The organism is Pradoshia sp. Z3_51 (assembly GCF_058215915.1).
Genome location: NZ_JBZAJC010000002.1, coordinates 224,734 through 243,753 on the forward strand (window position 1 = coordinate 224,734; position 19,020 = coordinate 243,753).

Consider the following 19,020-nt stretch of genomic DNA (forward strand, 5'->3'; position numbering starts at 1 on the left):
AAGGTTGTCGAAAGGTGGAATTTCATGAGATATGCTATAGCTTTGCTTACATCTATGGTTCTGTTGCTATCTGGTTGCGGAGAAGAAGAGAAGGCGAAAGAAGATACACCTAATAAAAGTGTAGAACAGACACAATCAAATCAGGGAACAAAGCCTAATAAAGCTGAAATTAACAAAGAGGTACCTAAAGAAACAGCAGCGAAGCCGATAGAGGAGATTTCACAAAACTATCAGGTCAATCTAACAAATTGGAAAATTGAGCCTATAGAAGATGGTGAAAAGAAAGTAGCTCTATTAACCATCGATGATGCACCGGATCGATATAGTTTAGCAATGGCAAAAAAATTAAAAGAAATGAATGCCTCTGCTATATTTTTCGTTAACGGACATTTTTTGGAATCGGATGCGCAAAAAAAGATATTGAAACAAATCTATGATATGGGATTTGAAATCGGTAACCATACATATAGCCATGCCGTCCTGCCAGAATTGGATGAAGAGGCGCAAAAAGAAGAAATTATTAAAGTGAATGATATGGTGGAAACTATAACCGGTGAAAGGCCCAGATTTTTTAGAGCTCCATATGGGCAAAACACAGAGTTCTCAAAACAAATAGCCAAAGAAGAAAAAATGCAGTTAATGAATTGGACAATAGGATACGATTGGGAAAAACAGTACCAAGATAAGGACGCTTTAGTGAAAGTTATGCTTACTAGCAAAGAATTGTATCCGGGAGCAAACCTGCTTATGCATGACCGTAAATGGACTAATGATGCAATGCCAGAATTAGTTGAAGGATTACGTGCAAAGGGTTATAGGGTGATAAATCCTCGTGAAATAAAATCTTTTTAATGGAAGAGTTCTGGCAGCCTCAGTAATTAGGCTGCCTTTTTCAATACTATTTTTAAGTAACTAGTTGAAGAGTGGATGGGTGGGTAATATGTTTGTACAGAAATCCTTTGGTATGGTTAGCGCCTGCTTAAGGGGAAACCTCCGGATTGAGTTAATATGTGTTGGCAAAACTAGATCTGTCCTTGCTCGGTAGATGATTCATGATTTGACGACTTTCTAGATAGCTATTCAACCAGTAGCTTGATCATCACTATTAGGTACATATAGGTTATAAGCCCTCTAAATAAACCAATTTAAAGTATAAAGTATGGCTCTACTTTTTTAGATTAAAATGGATGATTCTCCCGTTAAATAAATGAAGTTCCCCTTTTAATTTCTTTGATAAAAATTTAGCAAACTCATTAGCCTTCGATTTATCACCAATTGTAGAGTGTTGAGATAGACTGATTTGGATATAAGGGACTCTTTGTTTATTTTCATCAGGGGTTTGTATATATTCATAATCCACTCCAATGGCTATCATGTGATAGTCCTTTTCCTCTGAGTATAAATAAAACCAATTATGTTTCCCTTCGTCTGTTACTTTCAAAACATAAGGAAATGCAGTTTTACTATAATCCCATGCTAATTGTTCGGAAGTATGCGAGATTGATTGTCTATACTGATTGATCAATTGTTTAATGTCCTCAATAGTTATGTCATCTTTTATGGATCCCTTCATTTTTATAAACGTTGATAAAGTCATAGGAACCTCCCTGAATTAATTTATTTTAATTAGTTTATCATTACCTGAAAATGGATAACAAGGGTGATAATGAAAACGCTTTTCTTGGTTAAGTGTATTTAATTTCATTAATGAAGGAATTCATGGATAAAATCATTAGAATAATAGCCAATTTAACTTTTTAAATATTGATATTACACTTACTGATACATTTGCAGGATAAGAGTGTCTGATTGTCATATTAATAATATATTATACACAATTTAACGAAAAATATTTTAATGTGTTATACAATTTGGGCTTGAAATATTCAATGAGTTATACTATTATTGATTTATGGAATTAAAACGCTTTCTTGGAAGGCGTTTACATTTAGAAAAGGAGATGAAATGAATGGGTACAATCGTATGTACAGGATGCAACAATACAATCGATCATTTTGAAGACGAAAAAGTAACAGTATTGTATGCAACATGCACTGATTGCCACAGTTGTGAACAAGAATAGTCACTAGACCAAAACCGGTTCATTTCAAAAACTATAATCATTTAATCTTGAAAACTATAAAAAGTTAACATTAGCGATGACAACCTTCAATTTTCCAGGGGTTGTCTTTTTTATTTACTCGCAAGAACACGGTGTATTCTTTACTTATTCTTTATATGATAAATTAATGATACACAAATGATTGGTTTCACTTTTCAATTAAGAAGCGAATCATATATTGCCATTGTGTAAAAGCAATCCTAACGACAAAGGAGGGTGTTTTATGTGGAAAACGCGTGTAACAGAGTTGCTTGGCATAGAGCTGCCAATAATTCAAGGGGGGCTGGCTTATCTAGCCTATGCTGAATTGGCTGCCGCCGTTTCAAACGCTGGTGGACTTGGTCAAATTACAGCTATGTCATTGAGCAGTCCTGAGGATTTAGCTAGTGAAATTGATAAGGTACGTTCTATGACTTCTTCCCCATTCGGAGTTAATTTTGCTATTGGTAACCACGGTAAACCTTATGAAGAATTTGTACAAGTGGTACTCTCCAAAGGAGTAGAAGTTGTTTCTGTTACAGGGGGAAACCCGAAAGAATTTTTAGAGATGTTTAAGGGTACTGGAGTAAAAACACTCGTATTGACTGCAGGGGTAAGGCATGCTATGAAAGCTGAAGAACTTGGAGCAGACGCAGTTATGGTGGTTGGCTATGAAGGTGGAGGCCATATAGGAAGAGATGAGTTGAGTACAATGGTCCTGGTGCCTCAGACAGTTGATCATGTCTCCATTCCTGTTATTGCTGCTGGAGGTATTGGAGATGGAAGAGGTTTAATGGCAGCGCTGGCCCTGGGTGCTGAAGGTATAGAAATGGGTACACGATTCATTACTACGAAAGAATGTATACATGCTCATGCCGCTTATAAGCAAGCAATCATAGATAGCTCTGAAAAGGATACGGTAGTGATTAAAAAGAGCTTAGGTGCTCCAGGACGTGCCATTCATAATCCGCTTACGGATATTATCCTTGGAATGGAGGATAATAATTGTACATATGAGGATTTAAAAGATTATATTAGTGGTGTAAGAAACAAAGCATTTATATATAATGGAGATTCAGAAGCTGGTTTTGGTTGGGCTGGTCAAGTTGTTGGTATAATTAAGGATGAGCCAACAGTAGAGCAATTGTTCAGTAGAATGCTAGCGGAAGCAGCAGCTATAAGAGAACGCTGGAAAGCAATTACAACATAAGAGGTGGTACATATGGATTATCAATATCCGATTGATTATGAATGGTCTACTGATGAGATCGTAAAGGTTATATCTTTTTTTCAAGGAATCGAGAAAGCTTATGAGAACGGGATAGAAAGGGAACAGTTAATGAACCTTTACAATGAGTTTAAGCGAATTGTTCCTTCTAAATCTGAGGAAAAGAAATTGTGCAATGAGTTTGAAGAAGTGAGTGGCTACTCTGCCTATCAAGCAATTAAGCGAGCAAAAAACAGTGCTAATGAAGGATTTATAAAATTAAGCCGATAAAAGACATTAACCCCCTTGGCATAGTGCTAATGGGGGTTAATGTCTTTTTCGAGTTTATTAGACATTGTACAGGGGTATTAAATGTACAAATACATCATGAATAATTTCAACTAATTGATCACCGGAAAGCTGAACAGCTTCCTCGCGTGGAATTTGATAGCCGCATAATAATTCAGCTTTTTTGACTGTTTGTAAACGATTAAACATATCGTTTAAGCCATCGGTTGATAATGTACTGTGAGGAATAACTTCCGGCTTCATGTGATCAATAGACCACACGTAATCAGATGGGATAAGATTTTTTATCGATTCAGTTTGGCTAGCCAAACGTTGTCCCTTTTGCGCTTTGTCTTTGGCTTCATAAATAATTGCATACCAAATAAATAAATGGGTTTCCCACAGACCGATTTGAAAATGTGGCTGCATTTTGTAACCGCGTGGATTGGATGAAAAAGATACCCATGTATCATTCGGCGGGTTAATCGTACGACGAGCATGCTTTGCAATATGGGGATACATTGGATCTTGTGTTAAAACAGATAATTCCTCTGTGAAAATCTGACTTAATGTTTCAAATTTGGGACGTATTAAGGTTTTGATTGCATCCATTCGTTGGTCGAGACCATCTATTGTAAATACATTAAAGTCTTCATTTGTGAAACCTTTTATAACCATATATATTACCTCCTATTCTCTCTTATTTTAGCATAAGAATAGAGAGGCCAAATAATATTATGCATATGTAACTAGGCGCTTGTCTATTTTGGTTGCAATAATCCAGAAAGAACATACTATAGTACAAAGTACAATTAAATTTCTGAATTTTCTTAAAATAAATGCAAGGAGAGGATTTTTATGAAACAGGTAGTTAATCACAAACTGAAAGCTCAAGAAGTCGAGAAACATAGAAAAGTAGTTCTCCGGATGGAACTGGATTATGAATTGGCTACCTTATATGAAGCTATTCAGCAGGATGATGAAAAACAAAAAAATTCTTCAAAACAAAAACTTGAAAGAATAAGAAAAGAACTTCTGCGCTTAAAAGCACTTTAATAGTGGATATTATTATATGATTTTTTGATTGATTAAGACGAACTGCATGTTCTCGTTCATGATGTTCGTCTTTTCTTGTTATTTAATGTCATTCGAATTAAACTGGAATTAATATACATACTATAGAAAAGATTTTAATTGAGGTGGGAAAAATGGCGGAATGGTCCAACATTCACGAGATGGCGGTTCAATGGATTAAAGAAGCAGGGGTAAAGATTATTAACTCATTTGAATCAATTTTAGATATTAACACAAAATCAAATGTAAATGATTTAGTCACTAATATGGATATGGAAATAGAGCAATTCTTTAAAGAAAAAATATCTGAACAATTTCCTACTCATCATATTCTCGGTGAAGAAGGTTCTGGCCATGATTTGCAGTCACTGGATGGAGTAGTTTGGATTATCGATCCTATAGACGGAACAATGAATTTTGTGCACCAGCAAAGAAATTTTGCGATATCAATAGGTATAATAGAAAATGGTATTGGAAAGATTGGGCTAATATATGATGTTGTCCATGATGAACTGTATCACTGTATAAAGGGAAAAGGAGCTTTTCTCAATGATAGCGAGATTCCTAAGATAAAGGAAGTTCCACTTCCCGAATCTATTATAGGTTTAAATCCAATTTGGCTGACGGACAATAAAAAAATTGATAAGAATCTGACGGGCAGACTTGTCAAAGATATAAGAGGGACCAGGTCCTATGGATCTGCTGCCCTTGAAATTGCCTATGTTGCTACTGGGAGAATGAACGCTTATATATCGATGAGATTGGCGCCATGGGATTTTGCGGGGGGAGCCGTGATTATTGAAGAATTGGGTGGAAAAGTGACTGATCTGCAAGGTAACCCGATTCATTATCTAAAGAAGAGCTCATTCCTAGTGTCATCGCCAGCTTTACATGGAGTGATTCTTGAGCAGTATTTATCATCCTGATGGCTATAAAAGAGAAAAAGCATCAGTACTGATGCTTTTTTATTGCTTAAAATATGATATTGCGGTAAAATTATTTAGTTAAAAGAATAGTCTAAAGTTTTTCTCTCCAACGCTTTTTTAGTGTAAAGCCGCTTCCCATAATGCCGATAAAAGCTAACAAGCATAGGACAATGGCCACTACACTTCCTTCAGCGATGGATATAGCAATTCCGCATAAGCTTGTCACAGCGAGAACTGCTAGCAGCATAAATATAAAGTTAATATTCATATGTAATCACCCCAATCTTCATATTCATTGTACACAATACGATAGCAGCTTTCTAGTTTCAGTATGTTATAATGACAAGGTTGGTTTCGATAAGCATAAAATCTGGGAGTTGAAATAGTTTGCAATACAGAAATGACGTCAAAAATATAGCGATTATCGCTCACGTTGACCATGGTAAAACAACTTTGGTCGACCAATTGTTAAAACAAGCAGGTACATTCCGTTCTAATGAACAAGTTGCTGAAAGAGCAATGGATTCCAATGATCTTGAAAGAGAGCGCGGTATTACAATTTTAGCGAAAAATACTGCCGTTAACTATAAAGATACACGTATTAACATATTGGATACACCGGGACACGCAGACTTCGGCGGAGAAGTAGAACGTATCATGAAAATGGTAGACGGTGTTCTCTTAATCGTTGATGCGTATGAGGGTTGTATGCCGCAAACCCGTTTTGTACTAAAAAAAGCATTAGAACAAAAACTTACGCCAATCGTTGTTGTTAACAAAATTGACCGTGACTTTGCTCGCCCTGAGGAAGTAATTGATGAAGTTATTGATTTGTTTATTGAATTGGGTGCTACTGAAGAACAATTGGAATTCCCAGTTGTTTATGCATCAGCAATTAACGGTACCGCTTCTTTAAGCCCTGATGTGGCTGATCAAGAAGAAAATATGGAGTGTTTATTTGAATCAATCGTAGAAAATATTCCATCACCTGTTGACAATCGTGAAGAACCGCTGCAATTCCAGGTTGCTTTGCTGGATTATAGTGATTATTTAGGAAGAATAGGAATTGGCCGTGTTTTCCGTGGCACAATGAAAGTTGGACAACAAGTATCCTTAATGAAACTTGATGGAACTGCGAAAAATTTCCGTGTAACTAAAATATTCGGCTTCCAAGGATTGAAACGTGTGGAAGTAGAAGAAGCCTTACCGGGTGATTTGATTGCTGTTAGCGGTATGGAAGACATTAACGTTGGGGAAACAGTTTGCCCAGTAGATGTTCAGGAGCCGCTTCCAGTTCTGCGTATAGACGAGCCTACATTACAAATGACATTTGTAGTAAACAACAGTCCATTCGCCGGCAGAGAAGGTAAATGGGTAACATCACGTAAAATCGAGGAGCGTTTAATGAGCCAGCTCCAAACAGATGTAAGTTTACGTGTGGATCCTACTGATTCTCCGGATGCCTGGATTGTTTCCGGACGCGGAGAGTTACACTTATCCATTCTTATCGAAAATATGCGCCGTGAAGGATATGAACTTCAAGTGTCTAAGCCTGAAGTAATCATCCGTGTTATTGATGGTGTTAAATGTGAACCTGTGGAACGCGTACAAGTTGATATTCCTGAGGAATACACAGGTGCAATCATGGAATCATTAGGGGAAAGAAAAGGCGAAATGCTGGATATGGTCAATAACGGAAGCGGACAAGTACGTTTAGTGTTTAACGTTCCTTCCCGTGGATTGATCGGGTATACAACTGAATTCTTAACATTAACTCGTGGTTATGGTATTTTGAACCATACATTCGATTCTTATCAACCTATGCAGGCAGGTCAGGTTGGAGGAAGAAGACAAGGTGTTCTTGTATCCATTGAGACAGGTAAAGCTACTCAATACGGTATCATTCAAATTGAAGACCGCGGCGTTATTTTTGTAGAGCCAGGTACTGAAATTTATGAAGGTATGATTGTTGGGGAACATAATCGTGAAAATGACTTAACTGTCAATATTGTTCGTGCTAAACAACAAACAAACGTTCGTTCCGCTACAAAAGATAATACAGTTACTATGAAAAAACCTAGAATCATGTCACTTGAAGAAGCATTGGAATATTTAAATGATGATGAATACTGCGAAGTAACACCAGAATCAATTCGTTTACGTAAGAAGATTTTGGATAAAAACGAACGTGAAAAAGCAGCTAAGAAAAAGAAATTCGCTGAATAACTTTTACCTTTGGGGAGAGGGAGCGTTTTAAAGTGGATATTACAAATAACCTGCCGTTCTTTGCAGACTTGTATCGAATAGGAGACCCACAATATTCACAAATAGGGGTGTGGGCTCTATATTTGACGATTATAGTACTTTGCGGAATAGTGTATAAACTGGGGTTTGCTAGAAAATTAAGTCTTGGAAAAAGCATAGTAGTCTATGCCATTATGGCCTTTGGATGCAGCTTTTTGACCTTTTTGGCACTATTCTTGCCTGTAGCAGAAGTACTGGTAGTGGCTGCTGCTTTTCTGGGAATTTATAAATATAGACTCCGTAAGGAAATGAAAAATGAGGTAAATGCGGAATAAGGAGTGAGCGAATGAACTCTGTTCAGGATGCGATCTATAATTGGTTAACGATAAAAGTTGTCATTGATTATCGACCTGAAGATACCGCAGCAAATGAAACAGTCCTCTGGTTCGAAAATACCTTGCAGGAGAAGTTTGGTATATCAGACTATCACTATAAAAAAAGTGGCGGTTGGTATATCGTCACCTATAAAAATGAAGAGTCTGTAAATGAATTCAGGTTTCCGGAGGATATGATTGAGGTTATGCTCAATCAAATACTCCAGAATCCGGATCATTACCGTAATTATCCATCATAAAAAAACAGAGAAGATGAGTATCTCATTCTTCTCTGTTTTTTTGTTTTTATTTGAAGATTACAGGTAAAACAGCCCGATTTCTTTCAGGTATATGTAGTTTACCACGTGTCCTCTTCTTTAGCCGCCCGATATAATCTGAAATTTCCAGTGCTTTTTCGTGCAATTGTTCGTTCTTCGATACGTTTATTGCATTCCTGACACATATATGTATGAATTGGACGATTTCTAAGTCGTTTAGCCATTAACGTTTCATCATCAATTGATTCGATTTTATCACAGATTACACATTTAACTCGCATTACAGGACACCCCAATCTATTGCATGTAAAGTCATTATACCATATAAGGATTTTCCATACATGGTTATGGAATGGTCTGGTTATTTGAAACGGATAAGATGAATGATTAAAATTTTTATCAAACTTTAAGAATAAAACAATTTAAAGGAAATGGGTTATTTTCTTCTATTTTTGTATGTAAATACATATATTTGAGCATCAGATTTGTCCAGCTATTAAAAACAAAATTCCATCCGGCTTATTTTGATTAAACGTGAAAAATGCAACTCTTGCTTATTAAATGTTGTATTTCAATAAGTCATCAGCGTGTTGTAAAGCTCTGGATAGGTAATGAAATTATGACACAGGAGGATATATTTTGAGCAAAATTTATGTTCTAGATACGAATGTATTATTGCAGGATCCAATGTCTATTTTTTCATTCCAGGATAACGAGGTCATCATCCCGGCAGTAGTATTGGAGGAACTGGATTCAAAAAAACGAAACTTGGACGAAGTAGGGAAAAACGCCCGCTATGTTTCAAGACTTATTGATCAGCTGCGTACAAAAGGTAAGCTTCATCATAAAATCCCATTGTCGAATGGTGGGGTGTTAAAAATAGAGATGAATCATCGCTCACCCCACAATGTCGCAGAATACTTTGCAGAAAAAACAAATGATAATCGTATATTGGCAATTGCCAAAAATTTATCGCTGGAAGAACAGGCAAAAGAAAATGGGCGGAGCGTAATATTAGTAAGTAAAGATATTCTAATGCGGGTAAAAGCGGATGTACTGGGACTTTTAGCAGAGGATTTTTTGAGTGATCGAGTTATCCATGAGGATCAGATGTACGCCGGCTTTATCGAGATATTTGTTTCGCGAGCTGATATAAATGAATTCTATTCCAAGGGAGAGATAGCAGCTCCTGCTGATGTAGCAGAGGGGATTCATTTAAATCAATTTGTCATTATGAAATGCACAGAAATAACTTCGCTTTCTGCTTTAGGAATTATTAGCGGACATGAAAAAAGAATAAAAAAGCTTCGATATAATCAGGAGCATGTTTGGGGTATAAAGCCGCGAAATGTGCAGCAGCATATGGCAATCGAATTATTATTAAGAAGTGATATCCAGTTAGTCACATTAACTGGAAAAGCAGGTACAGGGAAAACACTTTTAGCACTCGCATCAGGTTTGCTTCAAACAGAGGATTTGGGGGAGTATAATAAATTACTTGTAGCAAGGCCAATTGTACCAATGGGGAAAGATTTGGGTTTCCTGCCTGGTGAAAAAGAAGAAAAACTGCGTCCATGGATGCAGCCAATCTATGATAATCTTGAATTTTTATTTAACACAAAAAAGCCAGGTGAATTGGACTCTATTTTAGCTGGTATAAATTCTATTGAGGTGGAGGCCTTAACATATATAAGAGGACGCAGCTTACCGGATAGCTTTATTATCATGGATGAAGCTCAGAACCTTACCAAACATGAAGTGAAAACCATACTGACACGTGTAGGTGAGCGCAGTAAGATTATTTTACTGGGGGATCCTGCTCAAATTGATCATCCTTATTTGGATGAATGGAACAATGGGCTGACATATGTTTTGGAAAAGTTTAAGAATGAAGCCATTGCAGGCCATGTGAATTTAGTGAAGGGGGAACGTTCCGGATTAGCTCAATTAGCGGCAGATTTATTATGAGTGAATCTTCTATCTAATTATCCTAACAGGAATGGGTCAGTGTACTTCCTGCTCCAAATCATTTAGAGTGTTTGTGTATTAGTAGCTTGTAGTTATCAGGGGCCATATAGCGTCTATACGGCTCCTGAACTCTTTATTGAATTGTAAAACCTGTTACGTTTTTAATGGGTGCTTGCCTGTTGGAGCCATCGCCGTGGTAAATATGAATGGGTCCACCCTCATCCGCTTTGATTGGTCGCCCTTTAATAGAAAAGCCAGCAACCAGTTGAAGCGCTTCCTCAAAAGAGAATGTGAAATTAGCATTTTCTGTATGTACAATAACAGCTGCAGAAGTACTTCCAGGTTCAGTGTTCAAGAAAAAAGGCTTTAATACAATCCCGAAACTGTTTTCAGTAAGCTGCTGTTTCTTTGTTTTTATTACAGGTTTACTTGGCGGTGGGGATGCCCCTTCAATGATCTCTTTATCCCATTGTGATGATATCTGTTTTAAATAGGTCTCCTGTTCAGGATTTTCTTTCTGATTGTTTTCTGGATGCCAAGCATCAAGATCGAATTTCCTGTCATCAAATATCCAAGTGCCAGGGTCGAGATATATCGGGAATTTTACATTCCCTTTTATTTGTAGAATATCTTTCATAATTGACTCTCCTTTCCAATTTTAATCTTATAGCTGCTGAATGAGTATGTACAGTAATTCGCTGCACGAAGGTTATCTTTTTTTAGAAAAAACTAAACTCCTTGACATTACCTTTTCTTGCAATTTTACGATTTTAAGGGTAGAATTTTATAATAGATTGGTTCATTGGGCCATAATGGGGGGTTGCACATTGACATCTGATATCCTTGTCAATCATCAAGAAAAGGCCTACGCATTGTTAAAGGCTGACGCTGATAAAATATTTAAACTAATAAAGGTGCAAATGGACAATTTGACTATGCCTCAGTGTCCGTTATATGAAGAAGTTTTAGATACCCAAATGTTTGGTCTCTCCAGAGAAATTGACTTTGCCGTTCGATTAGGATTAATAGAAGAGAAAGACGGTAAAGAGCTATTGGGATTCCTTGAACAAGAACTTTCTGCTCTTCATGATGCTTCCTTAAGAAAATAAGTAGCAGTCGAAACTCAAACGATGCCGATGTTGTTTGAGTTTTTTTGTTTTTCTTTATATAATTTTTAAACAAGCATATTTTTTAAAATGAAATTTATTCAAGGAGACCTATATGATAAAACGTATTTTAAAATCGTATGATTTTACCCTCATCGCTGTCATTATCGCTATAAGTATTTTTGGTCTTGTAATGGTCTATAGCGCCAGTATGGTAACGGCTGTGTCAAGATTTGGACTTCCGAGCGATTTTTTCTACATAAAACAATTTAGGCATTTAATCATCGGGTTTATCCTGTTTTTCATTGTAGCTGCTATACCTTATCCGGTTTTTAAAAATAAAAAGTTTTTGGTGATCATCGTACTAGGCTCGATTATCTCTCTCGTTGCTTTAAATTTTATTGGCCACACCGCCGGAAATGCGGAGAGCTGGTTTAAGCTTGGAGCGCTAGGGAGTTTGCAGCCATCAGAGTTTATTAAGTTAGGTATGATTATATACTTATCCGCAGTCTATTCGAATAAACAAAAATATATCAATGTCTTTAATAAGGGTGTAGTACCACCACTATTATTCTTGTTAGTTATCTGTTTATTGATCGTTTTGCAGCCGGATATCGGGACGGCATTCATTCTTTTTATGAGTTCTTGTACTATTATCTTATGCTCTGGTATGAATTTTAAGAGTTTAGGTAAGCTGCTATCGATTTTGTTCGGAGCTATCCTTGTTGCGACACCAATCATTTTTCTTTTTAAAGACAAGATCTTTACTCCAAAAAGGCTTGAACGTTTCGTTGGATTTTTAGACCCGTTTTCCAGTGAGAAGTATGAAGGATATCAGTTGGTCAATTCTTATGTGGCAATTGGCAATGGCGGCATTACCGGAGTGGGATTTGGACAAAGCACGCAGAAATATGGTTATCTGCCTGAACCGCACACTGACTTTATAATGTCTGTGATTTCTGAAGAGTTAGGACTTATTGGGGTAGGATTTGTTATTATATGCTTGGCTACGATTGTATTAAAAGGGATTCATACCGCGATAAAATCGAATGATCCATTTGGGAGTATGCTAGCAGTAGGTATTTCCAGTATGATTGGAATTCAAGCTATGGTTAACTTAGGTGGAGTAGCTGGGCTAATACCGATTACTGGGGTTACTTTACCATTTATCAGCTATGGTGGTTCTTCCTTAATTATTCTTTTGATATCTGTCGGATTACTGGTCAATGTCTCTATGATGACGAGATATGATGCAGCCTACAAAAAAGAACCAGTTGAAAAAGGGGAGACACTCCAGGGATAAGCTGGCTTAAAATAATGAGTAAGAATAATCTTCTTACTCATTATTTTTACTAAAAAATTACTATATTGTCATAATTTTTGGGAAGTTGTGAGGTGCTCAGGATGAGAAAAATTAAAAAAGTATTGGCTGCCAACCGTGGAGAAATTGCTATCCGTATTTTTCGAGCTTGCAATGAATTGGATATTAAAACTGTTGCTATTTATTCAAAAGAGGATTACAAATCCTATCATCGATATAAAGCAGACGAAGCCTATTTAGTTGGTGCCGGTAAAAAGCCAATTGATGCCTATCTTGATATTGAAGGAATTATTGAGATTGCTAAGATGAGTGATGTAGATGCTATACATCCTGGATATGGTTTCCTCTCTGAAAATATCGAATTTGCAAAACGATGTGAAGAAGAGGGACTTATTTTTATTGGTCCTAAAACAAATCATCTCGATATGTTTGGAGATAAAGTAAAGGCAAAAGAGCAAGCGAAAATGGCAGGTATTCCTATTATTCCAGGAAGTGAAGGACCAGTTTCTGGTTTGGAAGAAGTTACGAAGTTTGGAGAAATCAATGGTTACCCGATTATTATAAAAGCTTCTCTCGGCGGCGGCGGAAGGGGTATGCGCATTGTTCGTAACCCAGAGGAAGTAGAAGAAGCCTATAACCGGGCAAAATCAGAGGCAAAAGCTGCTTTTGGCAATGATGAAGTTTACGTAGAAAAATTTATTGAGAATCCCAAGCATATTGAAGTTCAAATACTGGGTGATCAAAGCGGAAATATTGTCCATTTGTATGAAAGGGACTGCTCTGTGCAACGCCGTCACCAAAAAGTAGTCGAGGTAGCTCCATGTGTGTCACTTACCGATTCCTTACGAGAAAGGATATGTGACGCTGCAGTTCAATTAATGAAGAATGTAGAATATGTAAATGCGGGTACGGTAGAATTCCTTGTTTCTGGAGATGAATTTTTCTTTATCGAGGTAAACCCTCGTGTCCAGGTTGAGCATACAATCACTGAGATGATTACGGGCATTGATATTGTTCAATCTCAAATCAAGATTGCTGAGGGACACAGTTTACACGGTACTTCATTAAACATACCTAAACAAGACAATATACATATCAATGGGTATGCCATTCAGGCAAGGGTGACGACGGAAGATCCCTTAAATAATTTTATGCCGGATACAGGCCGAATTGCAGCTTATCGTTCTAGCGGCGGTTTTGGTGTTCGTCTGGATGCTGGAAATGCTTTTCATGGATCGGTTATTACACCATATTATGATTCCTTGCTTGTTAAAGTATCCACTCATGCTACCAGATTCGATCAGGCAGCTATAAAAATGCTGCGTAATTTAAGAGAATTCCGTGTCAGAGGAATTAAAACAAATATTCCTTTCCTTGAAAATGTGGTAAAGCATAAAAAATTTATTGCAGGAGAATACGATACATCATTCATCGATACAACACCTGAGCTTTTTGTTTTCTCTAACCGACAAGATCGTGGAACCAAAATGCTGAATTATATCGCTAATGTGACTGTCAATGGTTTTCCGGGCATAGGTGTTAAGGAGAAACCGGTTTTCGAAAAACCAAAAGTTCCCCAAACTCACGATTACTTAGCATCTCAGACAGGTACCAAGCAATTATTAGATAAACTGGGACCAGAGGGGCTGGCTCAATGGGTTAAAGAACAAAAAAATGTGTTAATCACAGATACTACATTCAGGGATGCACACCAATCACTTTTAGCTACCAGAGTGAGAACGAAGGATTTACAAGAGATTGCTGCACCAACCTCAAAGCTTATGCCGAATCTGTTTTCACTTGAAATGTGGGGCGGGGCAACATTTGATGTAGCCTACCGGTTCTTAAAGGAAGATCCATGGGAAAGATTATTATTACTTAGACAGGAAATCCCTAATGTATTATTCCAGATGCTCCTGCGCTCATCTAATGCAGTTGGCTATAAGAATTATCCTGATAATGTTATCCGGGAATTTGTTGAAAAATCTGCCTATGCGGGAATAGACGTATTCCGAATTTTTGATAGCCTTAACTGGGTTAAGGGAATGGAGAAGACAATTGACTATGTTCGCCAATCAGGAAAAATTGCCGAGGCAGCGATTTGCTATACAGGTGATATACTCGACCTAAGCAGGCAAAAATATGATGTGCAATACTATAGAAATCTTGCTAAAGAGCTAGAGGCACAGGGAGCACATCTATTAGCTATTAAAGATATGGCAGGCTTATTGAAGCCGGAAGCAGCCTACCGCCTGATTTCAGAGTTAAAAGATGCAGTTGACATACCGATCCACCTTCATACACATGATACGAGCGGGAATGGTATCTATCAGTACGCACGAGCGATTGATGCCGGTGTGGATATCGTTGATACGGCACTTGGATCAATGGCTGGACTTACCTCACAGCCAAGCTTAAATTCTCTTTATTATGCATTGGAGGGTCATGAGAGGCAGCCGCAATTCGATATTAAGCCAGTCGAAAAGTTATCAGAGTATTGGGAAGGGGTCAGAAGTTACTATGCTGATTTTGAAAGTGGAATGAAGTCCCCCCATACAGAAATCTATGTACATGAAATGCCAGGCGGTCAATACTCCAACCTTCAGCAGCAAGCGAAAGCAGTTGGTTTAGGTGAACGCTGGGATGAAGTAAAAGAAATGTATCATCGAGTAAGTATGATGTTTGGTGATATTATCAAAGTAACACCATCGTCCAAGGTAGTAGGCGATATGGCTTTGTTTATGGTACAAAATGATTTGACAGAAAGTAGTGTGTTGGAGAAAGGCCATTTGATCGATTTCCCTGATTCAGTTATTGAATTGTTCAGCGGATATTTAGGACAGCCATATGGCGGTTTCCCTGAAGAACTTCAAAAGGTAATTCTAAAAAATAGATCTCCTATTACAGTTCGCCCAGGTGAGTTGCTTGAGGACGTGGATTTTGTGAAGATAAAGGAAGAGTTGTTTGAGAAAATCAAACGTCCAGTTACGATGTTTGATGCACTCGCTTATGCACTATATCCAAAAGTCTTCCTTGATTATGTGAACTCGAATAGTGAGTATGGCAATATAACAGAGTTAGATACACCAACGTTCCACTATGGACTTTCCATTGGAGAGGAAATAGAAGTGGAAATCGAAAAGGGAAAAACCTTAATTATTAAACTAATTTCAATTAGTGAGCCACGTATAGATGGCACAAGAATGGTTTATTTTGAACTCAATGGACAGGCTCGAGAAGTGGTAGTTAAGGACGAAAGTGTTAAAACTCTTATTCAGTCGAAACCAAAGCAGGACGTTTCCAATCCAAACCATATTGGTGCAACAATGCCTGGAACCGTGATGAAGGTATTAGTGTCTCATGGACAAAAAGTCAAAAAAGGAGACCATTTAATCATAACGGAGGCAATGAAAATGGAAACAACAGTTCAGGCACCATTTGACGGAGTCATCAAAGAGATTTATGTTAATGATGGAGAAGCCATACAGACGGGCGATTTGTTGATTGTGCTTGATAAATAAAACTAAAACACAATAAAAAGGAGCGTGGGTTTTTAACTCACGTTCCTTTTTATGTATTGGATTATTTCCCTGGTTTGTATTATGTGATGCAAAAGGATGATTTTATACATTCTAATCAGCTTGTTTTCCTAACAGACGGATTCGAGGCTTCTGCAGCTTTGCTTTTCCGTGATCTCGTTACAAGAAGGATAAAATAGGAAAAAACTCCAAATAAACAAGAAATCAATATGGCGTGTAAGAGGGCTACATACAAGTTTAAACGGGTATAAATGATAAAAGCACCTGCTATAACCTGTAAACTGACAAGAATAAGGGAGAGCGTCCATCCCCAGTATAAAACTTTTATATGGCGATAATTGCGCCAAGTATAGACGAAAATATATAAAATCCAGATAAAGATGAGGCCTGCAGCAGCGCGATGCCCCATTTGAATAAACTGATACATATTATGAGGGACTATAGTACCATCATTAAAACAAAGGGGCCACTCAGGACAGACGAGACTTGCTTCTGCGTGACGTACCAGCGCACCGGTATAGATAACAATATAGGAATAAATAAATAGAGCGATAATGTGAATGGACATTTTCCTCGGGATTATCAGCTTTTCCGCATCGAACTTTTTATCAACTTCAAAAATCAGTAGAGTTAAAAGTAGAACGGCGGCAAAAGAGATGAGTGATATCCCAAAATGCAAAGCCAGCACGAAATCAGAATGACTCCAAACGACGGCGGCAGCTCCCAGCAATGCTTGAATGATTAGAAATGCAATAGATAGGAGAGCAAGAAATTTGGTTTCTCTAATATGTCCAATGGCTTTCCATGACCAGATCGCTAATCCAACTACCATGAAGGATCCAAGGCCGGTAAAAAGACGGTGTGCGAATTCAATTAGTAGTGCGGGCGTGATATCCGTGGGAATCAATTCTCCGTTGCAAAGCGGCCAGGAGCGTCCACATCCTAAACCAGAATCTGTTTTTGTGACGAGCGCACCGCCGATTAAGATTACAAGCATGACAAAGGATGTCATAACGGCAAACCATTTCAAAGATTTTTGCATGTAAATCTAACACCTGCTTTGTTTTTATAAAATAGTAAGCTTAAACATTTGTTTCCTAATAACTGGAACCGTATAATGAGGTAAATATTACAAAGTTTGATAATCATTACTAACATATCATAAATAATTTTTACAATAATTACAAAGAAAAGTTTCTAAATAGTCAAAGAAATTATTTATTTAGTGATAATTGAAAATTCATGTAATTGTTTATAGTTGAAACTTAAAGAAGAGTTTGTTAGAAATAGAGAGGGGATTTAATTGGTTAAATAAGGTTTTCATACTTTCAATGTTACAAAAATATATTTACAGGATAAAATTACCACTATATAATGATTAGGTCACACTTATGACAAAAAATGGACAAATTATTTTCACAATAGAAGTGTAATCTGTGTTTAAATATATATTAGGCAAATTTTTCTATATAAATATCACTGTTATAATTTGTGAATATATCGCTTGAAACTAAAAGTTTGGAAATCTACTATTCAGATAGGAGGTAACAGCATGAAACCTAAACCGGCATCGCAGACCTCGTATGAAAACCAGAAGGGACTAGACGTGGAGAAGGATATGAACAGTACAGCATTTAAGGACTTTTTGGTATTAGTAAAGGTAGGCATCGTCAATTCAAATTTAATCACTGTTTTTGCAGGTATTTGGCTCGGTCTTTATTTTACTGACCAGAGTTTCCTAGGGAATCTTGATCTCGTTCTATATGGTGTTATAGGGTCAGCACTGATCATAGCTGGCGCTGGCAGCTTAAACAATTACATAGACCGGGATATCGACGTGTTTATGTCTCGTACAAAGAAGCGTCCGACAGTTACTGGGAAGGTGAACCCTATAAAAGTGTTGTATATGGGCCTGGCACTGGTGGTAACTGGATTATTGATTCTATTAATGGCTACTCCAATGGCAGCTTTTATGGGGTTACTTGGGGTATTGGCCTATGTATTGCTGTATACAATGTGGTCAAAAAGACGGTTTGTCTCAAATACTGTTATCGGCAGTTTTTCTGGTGCTATACCGCCACTAATTGGGTGGGCCGCCGTTGACCCAGGATTACATCCGATTGCCTGGGGATTATTTCTATTAATGTTTGTGTGGCAGCCTCCACATTTCTACGCATTGGCTATGAAGCGGACGGAGGAATACAGAGCGGCTGGAATTCCTATGCTGCCTGTAGTAAAAGGATTTAAAGAAACTAAGATTCATATGCTTATATGGGTAGCTTTATTGTTTCCAATTCCATTTATACTGAAACCAATCGGGGTTTCTTTTGTAGTTTTGGCAACAATTTTAAATATAGGTTGGCTTATATTAACTTTAAAGGGATTCTCATTAAAAAAGGAGTTTTCCAAAGAAGAAGATTTAAAGTGGGCCAATAAGATGTTCATTTATTCATTAAACTATATGACTATTTCTTTTGTGGCAATGGTCATTGTTTCTTTAATTAATCGTTTTTAACATTGGGGGTTCTTTCTTAAAGAAATTCAATATATAAGATGTTCCTTTGGAAAGAAGAAATTTTTTACGAAAGAGGGGT

At 37.3% G+C, this 19,020-nt stretch carries 20 protein-coding genes; 14 read left to right on the forward strand and 6 right to left on the reverse strand.

Going from position 1 to position 19,020, the window contains the following annotated elements; all coding sequences use genetic code 11:
• Window positions 1-24 precede the first annotated feature (24 nt).
• Window positions 25-852, forward strand: a complete 828-nt coding sequence (locus AC4BHA_RS04695; RefSeq protein WP_066100842.1) for a polysaccharide deacetylase family protein — start codon at window positions 25-27, stop codon at window positions 850-852.
• Between the two features lie 313 nt (window positions 853-1,165).
• Here AC4BHA_RS04695 and AC4BHA_RS04700 read toward each other — a convergent pair whose 3' ends face one another.
• Window positions 1,166-1,597 (reverse strand): DUF1885 family protein, encoded by a 432-nt coding sequence (locus tag AC4BHA_RS04700; protein ID WP_066100840.1) that lies wholly within the window; start codon window positions 1,595-1,597, stop codon window positions 1,166-1,168.
• A gap of 372 nt (window positions 1,598-1,969) precedes the next feature.
• Here AC4BHA_RS04700 and AC4BHA_RS04705 point away from each other — a divergent pair, with 372 nt between their 5' ends.
• The 3 genes from AC4BHA_RS04705 (at window position 1,970) to AC4BHA_RS04715 (ending at window position 3,599) form a co-directional block, all read left to right on the forward strand.
• The gene (locus tag AC4BHA_RS04705; RefSeq protein WP_077247942.1) at window positions 1,970-2,083 is read left to right on the forward strand and encodes a GapA-binding peptide SR1P; all 114 of its coding nucleotides are present in this window, start codon (window positions 1,970-1,972) and stop codon (window positions 2,081-2,083) included.
• Window positions 2,084-2,345: 262 nt separating this feature from the next.
• Window positions 2,346-3,311, forward strand: coding sequence for an NAD(P)H-dependent flavin oxidoreductase (locus AC4BHA_RS04710; RefSeq protein WP_066100837.1), 966 nt, complete (start codon window positions 2,346-2,348; stop codon window positions 3,309-3,311).
• Between the two features lie 12 nt (window positions 3,312-3,323).
• Window positions 3,324-3,599, forward strand: coding sequence for a UPF0223 family protein (locus AC4BHA_RS04715; protein WP_066100834.1), 276 nt, complete (start codon window positions 3,324-3,326; stop codon window positions 3,597-3,599).
• Window positions 3,600-3,656: 57 nt separating this feature from the next.
• Here AC4BHA_RS04715 and AC4BHA_RS04720 read toward each other — a convergent pair whose 3' ends face one another.
• Window positions 3,657-4,274: a DUF1054 domain-containing protein gene (locus tag AC4BHA_RS04720; RefSeq protein WP_139891312.1), complete on the reverse strand. Its 618-nt coding sequence runs from the start codon at window positions 4,272-4,274 to the stop codon at window positions 3,657-3,659.
• A 180-nt stretch (window positions 4,275-4,454) separates the two neighbouring features.
• Here AC4BHA_RS04720 and AC4BHA_RS04725 point away from each other — a divergent pair, with 180 nt between their 5' ends.
• Both AC4BHA_RS04725 and AC4BHA_RS04730 read left to right on the forward strand, forming a co-directional pair.
• The gene (locus tag AC4BHA_RS04725) at window positions 4,455-4,652 is read left to right on the forward strand and encodes a YkzI domain-containing protein (protein WP_490558228.1); all 198 of its coding nucleotides are present in this window, start codon (window positions 4,455-4,457) and stop codon (window positions 4,650-4,652) included.
• A gap of 152 nt (window positions 4,653-4,804) precedes the next feature.
• Window positions 4,805-5,596 carry an inositol monophosphatase family protein gene (locus AC4BHA_RS04730; RefSeq protein WP_066100824.1) on the forward strand — a complete coding sequence of 264 codons (792 nt, stop codon included), beginning with the start codon at window positions 4,805-4,807 and terminating at the stop codon, window positions 5,594-5,596.
• Window positions 5,597-5,687: 91 nt separating this feature from the next.
• Here AC4BHA_RS04730 and AC4BHA_RS04735 read toward each other — a convergent pair whose 3' ends face one another.
• On the reverse strand, window positions 5,688-5,864 hold the full coding sequence (locus AC4BHA_RS04735; RefSeq protein ID WP_175354216.1) for a DUF5325 family protein: 177 nt from the start codon (window positions 5,862-5,864) through the stop codon (window positions 5,688-5,690).
• A 119-nt stretch (window positions 5,865-5,983) separates the two neighbouring features.
• Between AC4BHA_RS04735 and typA the strand changes: the two genes are divergently transcribed.
• From typA to AC4BHA_RS04750, 3 genes are read left to right on the forward strand one after another with little or no spacing between them, the layout of a single operon-like run.
• Window positions 5,984-7,822 (forward strand): translational GTPase TypA, encoded by a 1,839-nt coding sequence (gene typA / locus AC4BHA_RS04740; RefSeq protein WP_066100821.1) that lies wholly within the window; start codon window positions 5,984-5,986, stop codon window positions 7,820-7,822.
• Between the two features lie 32 nt (window positions 7,823-7,854).
• Complete coding sequence (locus tag AC4BHA_RS04745; protein WP_139891311.1) at window positions 7,855-8,175, forward strand: YlaH-like family protein; 321 nt, start codon at window positions 7,855-7,857, stop codon at window positions 8,173-8,175.
• An 11-nt stretch (window positions 8,176-8,186) separates the two neighbouring features.
• Entirely contained in the window at window positions 8,187-8,474 is a 288-nt protein-coding gene (locus tag AC4BHA_RS04750; RefSeq protein ID WP_066100815.1) for a hypothetical protein, read from the forward strand.
• A gap of 98 nt (window positions 8,475-8,572) precedes the next feature.
• On the opposite strand, the gene AC4BHA_RS04755 is transcribed toward AC4BHA_RS04750, so the two are convergent.
• A complete protein-coding gene (locus AC4BHA_RS04755) occupies window positions 8,573-8,773 on the reverse strand; it encodes a YlaI family protein (RefSeq protein ID WP_066100812.1) in 201 nt (66 codons plus the stop codon).
• Window positions 8,774-9,128: 355 nt separating this feature from the next.
• Between AC4BHA_RS04755 and AC4BHA_RS04760 the strand changes: the two genes are divergently transcribed.
• The gene (locus AC4BHA_RS04760; RefSeq protein WP_175354235.1) at window positions 9,129-10,460 is read left to right on the forward strand and encodes a PhoH family protein; all 1,332 of its coding nucleotides are present in this window, start codon (window positions 9,129-9,131) and stop codon (window positions 10,458-10,460) included.
• A 133-nt stretch (window positions 10,461-10,593) separates the two neighbouring features.
• Here the strand turns inward: AC4BHA_RS04760 and AC4BHA_RS04765 are convergent, their stop codons facing one another.
• Window positions 10,594-11,097 (reverse strand): immunoglobulin domain-containing protein, encoded by a 504-nt coding sequence (locus tag AC4BHA_RS04765; RefSeq protein ID WP_490558229.1) that lies wholly within the window; start codon window positions 11,095-11,097, stop codon window positions 10,594-10,596.
• 175 nt (window positions 11,098-11,272) lie between these two features.
• On the opposite strand from AC4BHA_RS04765, the gene AC4BHA_RS04770 reads away from it, so the two are divergent.
• From AC4BHA_RS04770 to pyc, 3 genes are all read left to right on the forward strand, one after another.
• A complete protein-coding gene (locus tag AC4BHA_RS04770; protein WP_373925453.1) occupies window positions 11,273-11,569 on the forward strand; it encodes an Fpa/YlaN family protein in 297 nt (98 codons plus the stop codon).
• Window positions 11,570-11,681: 112 nt separating this feature from the next.
• Window positions 11,682-12,869 carry an FtsW/RodA/SpoVE family cell cycle protein gene (locus AC4BHA_RS04775; protein ID WP_066100800.1) on the forward strand — a complete coding sequence of 396 codons (1,188 nt, stop codon included), beginning with the start codon at window positions 11,682-11,684 and terminating at the stop codon, window positions 12,867-12,869.
• A 101-nt stretch (window positions 12,870-12,970) separates the two neighbouring features.
• Complete coding sequence (pyc, locus tag AC4BHA_RS04780; RefSeq protein ID WP_490558230.1) at window positions 12,971-16,408, forward strand: pyruvate carboxylase; 3,438 nt, start codon at window positions 12,971-12,973, stop codon at window positions 16,406-16,408.
• A gap of 115 nt (window positions 16,409-16,523) precedes the next feature.
• On the opposite strand, the gene AC4BHA_RS04785 is transcribed toward pyc, so the two are convergent.
• A complete protein-coding gene (locus AC4BHA_RS04785) occupies window positions 16,524-17,468 on the reverse strand; it encodes a COX15/CtaA family protein (protein ID WP_066100791.1) in 945 nt (314 codons plus the stop codon).
• A 510-nt stretch (window positions 17,469-17,978) separates the two neighbouring features.
• Between AC4BHA_RS04785 and cyoE the strand changes: the two genes are divergently transcribed.
• Complete coding sequence (cyoE, locus tag AC4BHA_RS04790; protein WP_175354215.1) at window positions 17,979-18,941, forward strand: heme o synthase; 963 nt, start codon at window positions 17,979-17,981, stop codon at window positions 18,939-18,941.
• Window positions 18,942-19,020 lie beyond the last annotated feature (79 nt).